The organism is Helicobacter pylori (assembly GCF_003637665.1).
GTDB classification, from domain to species: Bacteria; Campylobacterota; Campylobacteria; order Campylobacterales; family Helicobacteraceae; genus Helicobacter; species Helicobacter pylori_CK.
On sequence record NZ_MVWR01000003.1, the window covers coordinates 52,144 to 65,098 of the forward strand.

Genomic DNA, 12,955 nt, shown 5'->3' on the forward strand with positions numbered 1-12,955 from the left:
TAAGGTGCGTTTGTTGTAAAAATTTTTGTTTGGAAGGAAAAGGCAATGCTAGGACTTGTATTGTTATATGTTGGGATTGTTTTAATCAGCAATGGGATTTGCGGATTAACCAAAGTCGATCCTAAAAGCACTGCGGTGATGAACTTTTTTGTGGGCGGACTTTCCATTGTTTGTAATGTGGTGGTCATCACTTATTCCGCTCTCCACCCTACAGCCCCTGTAGAAGGTGCCGAAGATATTGCTCAAGTATCGCACCATTTGACTAGTTTCTATGGGCCAGCGACTGGGTTATTGTTTGGTTTTACCTACTTGTATGCGGCCATCAACCACACTTTTGGTTTGGATTGGAGGCCCTACTCTTGGTATAGCTTATTCGTAGCGATCAACACTGTTCCTGCTGCGATTTTATCCCACTATAGCGATATGCTTGATGACCACAAAGTGTTAGGCATCACTGAAGGCGATTGGTGGGCGATCATTTGGTTGGCTTGGGGTGTTTTGTGGCTTACCGCTTTCATTGAAAACATCTTGAAAATCCCTTTAGGGAAATTCACTCCATGGCTTGCTATCATTGAGGGTATTTTAACCGCTTGGATCCCTGCTTGGTTACTCTTTATCCAACATTGGGTGTGAGATGATCATAGAGCGTTTAATAGGCAATCTAAGGGATTTAAACCCCTTGGATTTCAGCGTGGATTATGTGGATTTGGAATGGTTTGAAACGAGGAAAAAAATCGCTCGTTTTAAAACCAGGCAAGGCAAAGACATAGCCATACGCCTTAAAGACGCTCCCAAGTTGGGTCTCTCTCAAGGGGATATTTTATTTAAAGAAGAGAAGGAAATTATCGCCGTTAATATCTTGGATTCTGAAGTCATTCACATCCAAGCTAAGAGCGTGGCAGAAGTAGCGAAAATATGCTATGAAATAGGAAACCGCCATGCAGCTTTATACTATGGCGAGTCTCAATTTGAATTTAAAACACCATTTGAAAAGCCCACACTAGCGTTACTAGAAAAGCTAGGGGTTCAAAATCGTGTTTTAAGTTCAAAACTGGATTCCAAAGAACGCTTAACCGTGAGCATGCCCCATAGTGAGCCTAATTTTAAGGTCTCACTGGCGAGCGATTTTAAAGTGGTCATGAAATAGAAAAATAACAAATGGATAAAGGAAAGAGCGTGAAAAGCACTGAAAAAAGCGTGGCTATGCCCCCAAAAACTCCAAAGACAGACAACAATGCTCATGTGGATAATGAATTTCTGATCTTACAAGTCAATGATGCGGTGTTCCCTATTGGATCTTACACGCATTCTTTTGGGCTAGAAACTTACATCCAGCAAAAAAAGGTTAGCAATAAAGAAAGCGCTTTAGAGTATTTAAAAGCCAATCTCTCTAGCCAGTTCCTTTACACGGAAATGCTGAGCTTGAAACTCACCTATGAAAGCGCCCTCCAACAGGATTTAAAAAAAATCTTAGGGGTTGAAGAAGTTATTATGCTATCCACAAGCCCTATGGAATTACGATTAGCCAATCAAAAGCTAGGCAATCGTTTCATTAAAACCTTACAAGCCATGAACGAATTAGACATGGGTGCATTTTTTAACGCTTACGCTCAACAAACCAAAGATCCCACCCATGCCACTAGCTATGGCGTTTTTGCGGCGAGTTTGAATATTGAATTGAAAAAGGCTTTAAGGCATTATCTTTATGCGCAAACTTCTAACATGGTGATCAACTGCGTTAAAAGCGTCCCTTTGTCCCAAAACGATGGGCAAAAAATCTTATTGAGCTTGCAAAACCCTTTTAACCAGCTCATAGAAAAAACCCTAGAACTAGACGAAAGCCACCTGTGCGCAGCAAGCGTTCAAAACGACATTAAGGCGATGCAGCATGAGAGTTTATACTCGCGCCTTTATATGTCTTGAATTTTAATCTCAAATTGAAAGGAATTTTATGGTAAAAATTGGAGTTTGTGGTCCTGTAGGAAGCGGTAAAACCGCCTTGATTGAAGCTTTAACGCGCCACATGTCAAAGGATTACGACATGGCGGTTATCACTAATGATATTTACACTAAAGAAGACGCAGAGTTTATGTGTAAAAATTCGGTGATGCCACGAGAGAGGATCATTGGCGTAGAAACAGGAGGCTGTCCTCACACCGCCATTAGAGAAGACGCTTCTATGAATTTAGAAGCGGTAGAAGAAATGCATGGCCGTTTCCCTAATTTGGAGCTGCTTTTGATTGAAAGCGGAGGCGACAACCTTTCAGCGACTTTCAACCCAGAGCTAGCGGATTTTACGATTTTTGTGATTGATGTGGCTGAGGGCGATAAAATCCCTAGGAAAGGCGGCCCAGGAATCACGCGCTCAGACTTGCTTGTCATCAATAAGATTGATTTAGCCCCCTATGTGGGAGCGGACTTGAAAGTCATGGAAAGGGATTCTAAAAAAATGCGTGGCGAAAAGCCCTTTATTTTTACGAATATCCGCGCTAAAGAAGGCCTAGATGATGTGATCGCTTGGATTAAGCACAACGCTTTATTGGAAGATTGATGAACACTTACGCTCAAGAATCCAAGCTTAGGCTAAAAACCAAAATAGGGGCTGACGGGCGGTGCGTGATTGAAGACAATTTTTTCACGCCCCCCTTTAAGCTTATGGCACCTTTTTACCCTAAAGACGATTTAGCTGAAATCATGCTTTTAGCGGTAAGCCCTGGCTTAATGAAAGGCGATGCACAAGACATGCAATTGAACATCGGTCAAAATTGCAAGCTAAGGATCACTTCGCAATCCTTTGAAAAAATCCATAACACTGAAGACGGGTTTGCCAGCAGAGACATGCGCATTGTTGTGGGGGAAAACGCTTTTTTAGACTTCGCGCCTTTCCCGTTAATCCCCTTTGAAAACGCGCATTTTAAGGGCAATACTACGATTTCTTTACGCTCTGGCTCTCAATTGCTTTATAGTGAAATCATTGTCGCCGGGCGAGTGGCGCGCAACGAGTTGTTTAAATTCAACCGCTTACACACCAAAATCTCTATTTTACAAGATGAGAAACCCATCTATTATGATAATACGATTTTAGATCCCAAAACCACCGACATGAATAACATGTGCATGTTTGATGGCTATACGCATTATTTGAATTTGGTGCTTGTCAATTGCCCCATAGAGCTGTCTGGTGCACGAGGATTGATTGAAGAGAGCAAAGGGGTGGATGGAGCCGTGAGCGAGATTGCTAGTTCTCATCTATGCCTAAAGGCTTTAGCGAAAGGCTCAGAACCCTTACTGGCTTTAAGAGAAAAAATCGCTCGTTTAGTCACGCAAAAAATTTAAAAAGCGCTTCAAAAAGAGTGAAGCACCCAACCGCTAAAGCGATTGGGATTTCTGCTTGAGTGGTTTAAATCCCTTTAGTCTTTTTAACCCCCCCCCCTTTTTTTAACTCTCTTTTTTTAACTCTCTTTTTTTAACTCTCTTTTTTTAACTCTCTTTTTTTAACTCTCTTTTTTTAACTATCTTTTTTTAACCCCCTTTTTTTAATCTTGTAAGCTGAAGGGCCTAAACTCAGTGTGGCTGTCTTTAGAAAGCTCTACAAATAGTGCGTTGAAATTGCTTGGTGAAGATAAATTGCTTTTGAGAGCGTTTAAGTTTTCCCCATTGCATTTAAAGGCCAGGCATTGCTTGAAGTGGTTGTTTAACAAATCTTTTAACTTGTCAAGATGGTAATTATTTTTAATTTGCCTATAGTCATGCGCAAAAATGACGCAATACTGCTCGTTGTCGGTGGCTTTTTCTAAAAACGATTTTAACTTTTCCACCCCTACTTTGTCGTGCAATTCTTTCGCTTCGTTGAGATTGTCTACCATCAGCGCGCTATTAGGATTCATAGCAGTGTCTAAAACGCTTAAAATATTTTCTACAGGCGTGATGCCGTATTCTTTTTGCACATCAAAAAACCTTATCAAGCGTTTTTCTTTATTGCAAAAAACCAATTCTTTGTTCGTGCTCTTAATGTTTTGGAACAAGAGTTTGATTAAAGCGATGCGAGCGTTTAAATCTTGGCTCACCACCAACAAATGCGATTCGTTACTTTCAAACTCCACTATCAAGTCCTTTTGCTCATAATCCACTTTTTTGCCCAGATGCAAACGCATTTCATTAGCCTTAAGGGTGTTGGGCATTTTTAAAGGTGTCTCGCCATTATAGATTTTACGATCTATGGGCACGAGATTTCTTTGGTTAAATTCTTCATGGATTTTTTTGATAAACGCTGTGAAGTCATCAGGGGCTTTAGGGATACTCATCTTGGTGTTGTATTTTTGATGCCCTCCGTTGTTGTTGAAAATGCCTTCTGGCCTGACAAGCTCACAAGCTACATCATCGTCCAAAATTTTAGCGCTGTCGTCTGCATCCATAGGCAAAGCGATACGGTTAGCAATTTGAGCCATAATGCTTCTATTGATGTCAGTGCCGTGCATGGTTTGAGTGGCTAAAATTAAATGCACCCCATAGCTACGGCCCTTTTTAAGCAGAGTGTTTAAAGATCGTTCCACGCTCTCTTTCCCTTTAGTGGAGTTATCGCTAAAAAGCACCTGAAATTCATCAATCACTACAATCAATCTGGGCATTTTTTCATGCTTTCGATAATCGCTTAAATCTTTCACCTTAAACTGCTTGAACAGCTCGGATCTTTTTTTTATTTCATCGCAAAGCCAGCTTAAAAAACTAACACCAAAACCCACCGAACTCGCCACGCTCACCAATCTCGCATGTTCTAAAATCGGATCTGTGTATGCGTTAAATTCCACCCCCTCTTTATAGTCTAACAAAAAGAGTTGGACTTCATCGGGCGCGTAGTAGAAAGCCAAATTTTGGATCAACACATGCAAGAAATTGGATTTCCCGCTCCCGCTGTGGTCGCAAATGAGCGTGTGGTTTTGTTCGTTACCGATTTTAAAACACACTTCCTTATGGTTAATATCCCACCCCACCGGCACGCTCACTTCATACTGAGAGCTTTCAGTCCAAAATTTTTCGTCTTTTTGTAATTCTTTCAATTCCCTTTTAACTTCTTTTTTTTGCTTGTAATACGCTTTGATTTTATCAGCGAAGTCTTTCATGTGTTGGGATTTAATACCTTGATCGTTGATCACTTCTACGCTAAGATATTTTAAGCGTTCAAAACTTGTCGTATCTTTAAAAAACTCCGCATGTTTTTTCAAGTCTTCTGCGGATTGATTGTTTTTTTCGCTCTCCAAATTGACAAAGCTCAAAACCCCATTTTTAGAGCCAAAACGCATGATTTTTTCCAGATAATAAAGCGCGTTTTGACTTAAAGCATCTACCCCGCTTAAAAAAAGCGCTTTTAAAGGCAAGGGGTCTGTGGCGTTTTCATTATAATGTGCAAAATCTCTAAAGCCGGCCAATTTTTCTTGCAAATTAACCTTTAAATATTCATACAAATGCTTTAGGGCTTCTTCTATTTCCTTGCTTTCGGTCAAAATCCTTTTCTGGTAAATAAAGTCATTGTCTTTATTTAAAAGCCTTCTGGCCAGATTGAAAATGCCCCCCAAACTCAACGCATCAACCAAGATCACCTCTAATTGCACTAAAGGCGCGCTGGAGAGTAAGCGCATGAGCATTTCTCTTAAAAACTGCCCGTCTTTTTCATGCTCTATATACAAGCTTTTAGGGGGGAAAGGATAAACTTTAGGCAATAAAAATTCCATGTTAGTGCCATTTTTGCCCCTAACATGCAACAAACCACAGCTCAAAAATTGTGGGTAAGCGCCCTCTTCATTGAATTGCGGCGCGTCTGTGAATTGCGCTTGAATTTGCCTGATACTCTTTTGATACTCCTCTATTTTTAAAGTGGACGGCTTGAGAAAACTCTCTGGCTCTTTTTTAGCAACAACCTTATCTAAGGCGTCGTCCAGTTCTTTTAATAAATTACCCGCATCAATCATCTTTAATCCTTAGATTTCAAGTATTCATCATAGCGCCTCTTAGCTTCTCTTTCATGCTCTTTGGCTTCACGCATAAGCCTATCGATCTCGCTTGGTGAATGGAAATTCATATCAATTCGCCTCTCCAAAGACTTGACTTCTTCAATTTGTTCGTTGATTTTTCTTCTTTGGTATTGAGTGTCTTGCTCTAAATTTTCTAAGTCATGCGCGATTTTTAGCATCTCCTCTAGCGCCTCACTTTTAAGTTTCTGCCCTAAATCATCTTGCATGGCATTTTTTTCAAAATCATCGCAAATCTTTCTTAATTCAAGGGTGCAACCCTCCAAATAAACTTCATGAGAAAACATTTTAACCCCTTGATTCCAGTTTTTTCAAAAACATTTTAAGGTGCAACAACGCATGTTTTGAGCTATCATCAGTGTCTAAAAACAGCACCACCTCAGTAGTCGTATTCAAAAGATAATACCCCCCATACCCGTCATTAGCGAAGATGATTTCTTCAGGCTCTAACCATTCTTTCAAGCTCTGCATAAAATCAATCAATAAGCCCTTGCCCTCTAAATTGAAATTCAAAACATGTTTGAATGTGTAAGACTTATTGCCCACCACAAAAGAACGCCATTGGCTAAAGCCATAGTTTGATCGTTTGATAAAGTCCTTAAACGCATCGCTCAAGCCTATTTTTAATCGCTCTTCTAACCCGTTCAACGCATTGTCATTGAGTGGATCTACAAATTCCCAATTCAGTTCTGAGTTTGCAGGAATTGTTTCCATAGTAAGTATCCTTTCGTGTGTTTCACGCCTAATAATAACTCTTCTCTCACCAACGCCAAGTTCCCTAAAACATTCGCGTCAAAATGCCATAAATAGCCCCTAGGGATGAATCCTTTTGCGATCTGTTCCAAATCTGTCGCATCAAAGCCCAAATCGTTGTCTTTAAGCGCGGCTTGTAAAGCCTTTAGGGCATGATGAGCGCATGCGGTTTTATTTAAATCTTCTAAAGGCACAATGGCGCTAAAAACGCTATCAAACTCCGCCAAACGCCACTCATTAAAGCTGACTTCTTCCGGATAGGGGTTTTGCTCATCTACCATAAAGCCCTCTTTTTCTTTTTCTAAAAACTCGCCATAACCCAACGCTTGGTGCTTATAGTTTTCATACTGCTCTAAGATGGGCGCTATTTTTTGGCTCAAATTTTCTGTAGTGCGCTCTAACTCTGTTTCTAAATTATCAAAAGCTTCATTGATAGCGTTTGAATCGTTAGGGGCTTCTTTGATTTTTTCTGTAAAACCTTCTAAAGCTTCCTTAATGTTTTTAACGCAATGCTTTTTGGCTAGAGTCAAGCTCTCATCAAAAGAATGCGTGCCGCTCATCAAATCCAATCCATGCTCTTTAGACGCTTTAGTGCGATCTGATTTAGAAGAAGCGTTAAATCTGTTTTTCAAATCAGCGTATAAAGAAAAGCTAAAATCTTCCCTCAAATCTTTCAAGTGCTCATCAAAAACGCTTTTTTTAGGGTTATAAGAGAAAGTAGGCCGTTCAAAATCGTATTCCATTAAAACGCCTGGGGTTGGAAAGTTGTATTCGTTATCTATCGCATCGCTCGCTTGTTTCAAACGCCTGATAAATTCCTGGTGCTTATCGGTATAAAAATGCAACCTCTTTTTAACGCTCTCCCAAGCTTGATTCACAAGATCCACGCTCGCTTTGGCTTGAGTGGAGTAGATTTCAAGCATTCGTTCTAATAACCTTACATTGTGTTCCCATTTTTCTATATTGTCTTCCATAAGGTTTAAGCCCTTTTCACAAAGTTCAGCGCATAATTTAACAGGAGGGATAACCGACCCTACCGCATTACCAAAATCTCTCCCAAGCTCCCCAAGAAATCCCCAAAAGCCCTTTCGCTCCTTTTTGGCTGCTTTTAATTCTTCTATGGCTTTTTCCAATTGCATTTCAATTTTTCTGCGCTCTACTATGATTTTTAGCACGTAACTATCAAGGTCTTTGATAAAACCAAGACACCTTTTTTCTTGCAGGGTTTTTTTAAAATCCCTGCATTTTTCAACAACCTTTTTGACTTCTTCTGTGTCCGTTTTCCATTCAGCCATAAATTATCCTTAATAATATTCTTCTAAAACCCTAATCCTCTCTTTAAGCCATGCGATTTGCTCTTGCACGGCTCCATCAAACTCGTTGAAAGTGCTTCTCAAGTTGTCTAACACCTCGCTAAATTTGTAGCGTCTTGCCATGAATCCAAGTTATGGAAATGACCGCTCAAGCCATTCACTTCATCATTCAGTAACTCTTTAAAGCGTTCTAAATGCCCTACAAATTCCCTGACCTCTTCGGTATCCATTTGCACTCTGCTCATCGGTTGTCCTTTCTTTTAAAAATTCTATTCATTGGAATCAGGCTTTTTATCGCCGCTGATTCTAATGCTCCCACCCCCATAGCTAGGGGGTGTCTCTGCTTGCACTTCTTTTGCTTGGCCTCTTTCTCTTTTGTATTTTTCTTGCTGGCTTTGGTGGTATGTTTTCATGCTCTCTATCACGATTGCTTTGTGGTTGCTCCCCAAATCAGCGTTGGTGAGCAATTTTTGAACGCCATTACCCAAGCTATTAGAATGCCTGTCTTCTATTTTAAGAGACAAATTCAAGCCCTTAAAACCCTCCAAAGCCTCCACCAGTTCCACCACAAGCTTTCTGTCCCAAATGGAATTTTTCAACTCCTTACACAAGGAAAAAAACTTCGCTTGAAAACTGGTAGTCATACAAAAACAAAAGATCTAAATTTTCTAAAAAATCCATGTTGCAACGCTCTTTAAAACTTCTCGAAAAACCCTCTTCTAAAGGCACAAAGCCTTCAGTGATAGGGATTAGTCTCTTGTCTTTGGCGCATTTAAACACCATAATACTTTTTTCAATCACGACAAACGCGTAAGCGTTCTTAGTCATCATAATTTTTCTGCCTCGCTTTCATAGATCAATTGGTCGTCTTTAAACAGCCCCACTTTAATGCTTTGGGAATCCACGCAACACACCTTCACATCCACTTCTTCAACCTCTTCTAGCGCTATGGAAATCATTTGCGTATCTTTAATGTCCAAAGTGTTGGTGTTGGCGAGAGGTTTATCGCTATAGCGTATCTCTAGCTCATCAAAGCCTCCCCATTCCTCTTTAGTTTGGAAAATCTGGTATTCATTAGGCTTTAAAGAATCCCTATGGATTTTAGCGTGGAATTTCCCTTCTATCTCAATGCCTAAATCGTATTTGAACACAGGATTGGAATCTATAGAGGGCCTTTCAATCCCTTTAGCCTTGTCCCTGCTTTCTAAAAGCCCGAAAGCCACCCCGGTTTTGCAAGTGGGCTTCAAATAAGCGGGCGTGTTAGAAACATCTTCTCCTGTAAGCTCTAAAATCTGTTTGTCTGATTTTTCTGTGCCTAGCGACTCGTAAATGATGAATGTGAAATCATCTTTAGAAGTCTTTTGCTGGTAATCTTTGAGCTGCTTTTCTTTGGCGTTTTCAAACGCTTGTTTGACTAACACTGAACGGCTCGCATTCCCGCCTAAGAAAATGTGAAACGCCCGACACTCATCATCAATGTTTTCAGCCATCACTTTAGAAAATCCGGCAAAGAAGTTGGCAACGCCTTCATTGATCTTGTCTTTTAAGAGATTTAAAAACTCTTTGCAATCAACTTTAAGATCGCATTCTGTTTCTACCCCATTCCTATCCAACAGCATGGTTTTAAAATCCTTTTTAAAACCCTCTATCTCAAAGTTTTCATTTTCTTCTATCGCTTCTACAATATTAGCGTCTAAATTTTCTAAAAAAGGGCGCAATTTAGAAGCAATTGTTTGCAAATTCAAGCACGCTTCTCTGGATTTTTGCATAAAAGATCCAAAGCGTTGTTCATCGATTCCGTCATAGTTGGGCTTAGCGATGACAATATCTTTTTCTTTCAGCGTTTGAAAATTTTGGCCATACGCTTCAAAAGCCAACAATTCCAATAAATTTTCACCGCCTAAATATTTATCCCCTCCGCTGCTAAAATGCGTCATTTTGTAAAGGAATTTAGGGCTAGCGCTTTTTTCCCATTTGCCAAAGTCAAAATCCGTCGTCCCGCCCCCAAAATCAAACACCCCGTAATAAACCGGCTTGTCTAACTTGTCTGATTTAAAAAACCCGTAGCTTTTTAAAGCGCTAATGGCATACGCACAAGGCTCGCTCGCTCTCAATTCCACTTTGAACATTTTAGCCGTTTTTTCATCGCCAAAAACATGCCTGGGTAAGGATTTTTTCAAGCCTCTTTCAAAACTCTCTCTGATTTTTTCAGCCTGATGCTCTTCATACTTGATGGGGTAGGATAAAAAGTATTTCAAAAACACGCCATTTTCCATGTTGTTGATGCAGCGGCCAATGCAGTAAGCGTAGATTTCTATGGGGTTAAAATCCGTGCAATTAGTGAAGCTTTCTAAAGAAAAATCCTTTTCACAATCCCTAAAATTCTGTTTTTCATCCGCTCCAGCCCATTGCTTCAATTGAGAAAAAAACCGATACAAATCATTCCCTTTAACGCCTATAGCTTCCCTTTGTGCGATATGCGCCACTTCTATATCGTTCTTTTCTGTGAAAGGGCGGTGATCTAGTGCATCGTAAGCGTTACGAAAGTTTTATTTATATCTAAACTCCACAATCGTAGGGTTTTCAAACTTGGTTGGGCTTGCGTCATCTACTAGCCCGCCAATAGAGAGCAAGCGGTAATCTCCGTTCTTATCCATATAGCTTGCGGTCGTGCTTTTAGCCCCAAAGTCAATAGCGACAACGCCCTTGTTTAAATCCTTCAAACTTGAGCGCGCATAGAAGTTCATTTCTTTGTTGTTGCTGTCTAAATTATCAAACCTAAAGGTTACGCTTTCTTTAGGCGCACTAGGCACCTCTAAATCCCAATGCCCTCCGTTTAAATCAAGCAATTGGCTTTGGCTATAGCTCTTAAGGCCTATCGCTACACTATCCACATTGAGCATCAATTCTTTAAATTTTTCAAAATCCACATCCACATCGCTATAAGAAACGATCTCTAAGGTTTTTTCTATTTTCTCATTAGTGATCTTTTCAGCTTGCGCTAAACCCTCTATGAATTTTTGATTTTCATCAGAAAGATACCTTAAAGAAGTCTCATTATTGACGATCGCATGAAGCACCCACAGCGCTTTTTCAAACTTAGTTCGATCTTCTTTTGACACTTCTTCTTTGAAATTGACTTTACTTTTTTCATTGAATGCGGCTTTATTGTTTAAAGACAACTCGCACAGCTTCTCTACTAAGGGGTGGCCAAGAGGTAGTCTTAAACTTTGTAAGGGGTTTACCATGATATTTCCTTTATTGTGGTTTTTGTGGTTGCAATGTGAAGAGTTGCTCGTTCAAGCCATAAGCTCTCTCTTTGAGGGCGATGTTCTCTTCTTCTAATTTTTGGTTTTGGCGTTTTAAATCCTGGTTTGCGCTCGCTAAAAGCCTGTTATGTAAATCCAGTTTGCTTTTGGCTTCCATACCCTCTAAGCTCTTCAAACGCGCGATTTCTCGCTCCAGATCGGTTTTTTCTTCGGCTGTTTTTTCTTTAGCTTGTGCTAATTGGGCGTTAGAGTTTTCTAAAGACTGCCGTAATTGGTTATTAGTGTTTTCCAAGCTTTTTTGAGCGCTTTCTAGCTTTTTGAGTTTGTCGGTTAGGTGTTGGTTTTCTCTTTCTAAATCAGCGCATCGTCCTTCTAAAACCCCACGCTCTACTTGTAATTGCGCTCGTTCTTGTTTGAGACTGCCCTGCTCGTTATTGAGTGAGATAACTAGGTGGTTGAGCTTGTCGTTTTCGGTTTTCAATTCGGCGGTTTTTTCAGTCAGTGCGGCGTTTTTACTAGCTAGCTCGGTGTTTTCTTTAGTGAGCTTTTCTTTAGCTTGCTATAATTGATCGTTAGAATTTTCTAACCCACTGATTTTTGTAGCTAAGTTTTCTTTTTCTGCGAATAACTTGTCATTTCTGTTTTCTAGCTCGGTGTTTTCATTTTCTAACTCACCGATGCGGGCTTCTAATTCTTCTCTGATTTGATAGAAGCCAAAACATTTTTCAATGAATGTTCCCATTTTATGATCCCATATCCACGATAGTATAATATGGTGGTGTTTTTTTATCGTATGTATAACCGATTAAGACCACTCTTTGTATCTTTTGAGAAGAGTTTTGCTCTGGGTATAGCATTTTGCATGAATAGTCATAAGCGCTTGGCTCTTTCAAACGCTCAAATTTACTATCCTTAATGTATTCAAAAATCAAATCAAACAATTCAGCTAATTTCTCGCCCTTATCGCTCCTCTTATTGCTTAATTCTTGGCTCGCTTTGTTATAAAGGCTTTCTAAATAGTATTTGCTATCGCTAAGAACGTATGCGATCAAATCTATTGCGCTGTGAGTGGTTGCTACAAAATTAAAATTCAAGCGATCTTTGACTTCCAAAAAGACTTCATAGAGTTTTTCTAATTTTTGGTATGGAGCGTGCCTTCGCTCTAACTCGTTTAGTTTTTGGCTCGTTTGTTCGGCTTGGGTTTTTGCTGTTGATAGCGCTGTGGTTAGGTTCTCTTTGTCTTTAGTTAGATTATCTTTTTCTGTGGTTAGCGCTTTATTTTTTTCAACTAGCTCGGTGGTTTCAGTCGGCTCGGTGTATTTCTCGTGGAAATTTTTGAATTTTAAAGCGTCTTTTGGGTTTTCTTGGGTGTCGTTAGAAGATTTTCCAAGCGAAAAGAAAGAGCCTATAAGATGAGAGAGTTTTCTAAGGGGTTCAAAGTCTTCTAACTTAAGATCTTATAATTTTTTAATGCGATCTTTAAGTTCTCTAACATCTCCAACAAGTTTTAAAAGCTCTTCATTATTATTATTGGGGGGGGGTGGAAGCAGTGGGATTTGAAATATTTGGTTTTTCTATTTTTTCATTATTCGTA

At 39.8% G+C, this 12,955-nt stretch carries 10 protein-coding genes and 4 pseudogenes; 5 read left to right on the forward strand and 9 right to left on the reverse strand.

All coding sequences use genetic code 11. The features are described 5' to 3' along the window. Positions 1–45 precede the first annotated feature (45 nt). Genes ureI through EAL49_RS03070 form a run of 5 tightly spaced genes read left to right on the forward strand, consistent with a single transcriptional unit; the run spans position 46 to position 3,336 of the window. Complete coding sequence (gene ureI, locus EAL49_RS03050; RefSeq protein ID WP_000901267.1) at positions 46–633, forward strand: acid-activated urea channel protein UreI; 588 nt, start codon at positions 46–48, stop codon at positions 631–633. Position 634: 1 nt separating this feature from the next. After that, entirely contained in the window at positions 635–1,147 is a 513-nt protein-coding gene (gene ureE / locus EAL49_RS03055) for an urease accessory protein UreE (protein WP_000583041.1), read from the forward strand. Positions 1,148–1,158: 11 nt separating this feature from the next. Further along, the gene (locus EAL49_RS03060) at positions 1,159–1,923 is read left to right on the forward strand and encodes an urease accessory protein UreF (RefSeq protein ID WP_120828861.1); all 765 of its coding nucleotides are present in this window, start codon (positions 1,159–1,161) and stop codon (positions 1,921–1,923) included. Positions 1,924–1,951: 28 nt separating this feature from the next. Beyond that, complete coding sequence (gene ureG, locus EAL49_RS03065) at positions 1,952–2,551, forward strand: urease accessory protein UreG (protein ID WP_000238761.1); 600 nt, start codon at positions 1,952–1,954, stop codon at positions 2,549–2,551. After that, positions 2,551–3,336 (forward strand): urease accessory protein UreD, encoded by a 786-nt coding sequence (locus EAL49_RS03070; RefSeq protein ID WP_120828863.1) that lies wholly within the window; start codon positions 2,551–2,553, stop codon positions 3,334–3,336. Before ureG ends, EAL49_RS03070 begins: the two co-directional genes overlap by 1 nt. A gap of 200 nt (positions 3,337–3,536) precedes the next feature. Here the strand turns inward: EAL49_RS03070 and EAL49_RS03075 are convergent, their stop codons facing one another. From EAL49_RS03075 to EAL49_RS03115, 9 genes and pseudogenes are all read right to left on the reverse strand, one after another. Beyond that, positions 3,537–5,966: an FtsK/SpoIIIE domain-containing protein gene (locus tag EAL49_RS03075; protein WP_120828865.1), complete on the reverse strand. Its 2,430-nt coding sequence runs from the start codon at positions 5,964–5,966 to the stop codon at positions 3,537–3,539. Positions 5,967–5,968: 2 nt separating this feature from the next. After that, positions 5,969–6,313 (reverse strand): hypothetical protein, encoded by a 345-nt coding sequence (locus tag EAL49_RS03080; protein WP_120828867.1) that lies wholly within the window; start codon positions 6,311–6,313, stop codon positions 5,969–5,971. Position 6,314: 1 nt separating this feature from the next. After that, positions 6,315–6,740: an SMI1/KNR4 family protein gene (locus tag EAL49_RS03085; protein ID WP_120828869.1), complete on the reverse strand. Its 426-nt coding sequence runs from the start codon at positions 6,738–6,740 to the stop codon at positions 6,315–6,317. Next, positions 6,710–8,074 carry an HNH endonuclease gene (locus EAL49_RS03090; protein ID WP_120828871.1) on the reverse strand — a complete coding sequence of 455 codons (1,365 nt, stop codon included), beginning with the start codon at positions 8,072–8,074 and terminating at the stop codon, positions 6,710–6,712. The genes EAL49_RS03085 and EAL49_RS03090 overlap by 31 nt, the downstream gene beginning before the upstream one ends. A gap of 9 nt (positions 8,075–8,083) precedes the next feature. Then, a pseudogene (locus EAL49_RS03095) lies at positions 8,084–8,337 on the reverse strand (type VII secretion protein). Between the two features lie 24 nt (positions 8,338–8,361). Further along, positions 8,362–8,923 (reverse strand): annotated as a pseudogene (locus EAL49_RS03100) (hypothetical protein). Further along, positions 8,920–11,340 (reverse strand): annotated as a pseudogene (locus EAL49_RS03105) (hypothetical protein). Before EAL49_RS03105 ends, EAL49_RS03100 begins: the two co-directional pseudogenes overlap by 4 nt. Positions 11,341–11,350: 10 nt before the next feature. Beyond that, positions 11,351–12,103, reverse strand: a pseudogene (locus EAL49_RS03110) (hypothetical protein). A gap of 1 nt (position 12,104) precedes the next feature. Further along, a complete protein-coding gene (locus tag EAL49_RS03115; RefSeq protein WP_120828873.1) occupies positions 12,105–12,770 on the reverse strand; it encodes a M protein in 666 nt (221 codons plus the stop codon). Positions 12,771–12,955 lie beyond the last annotated feature (185 nt).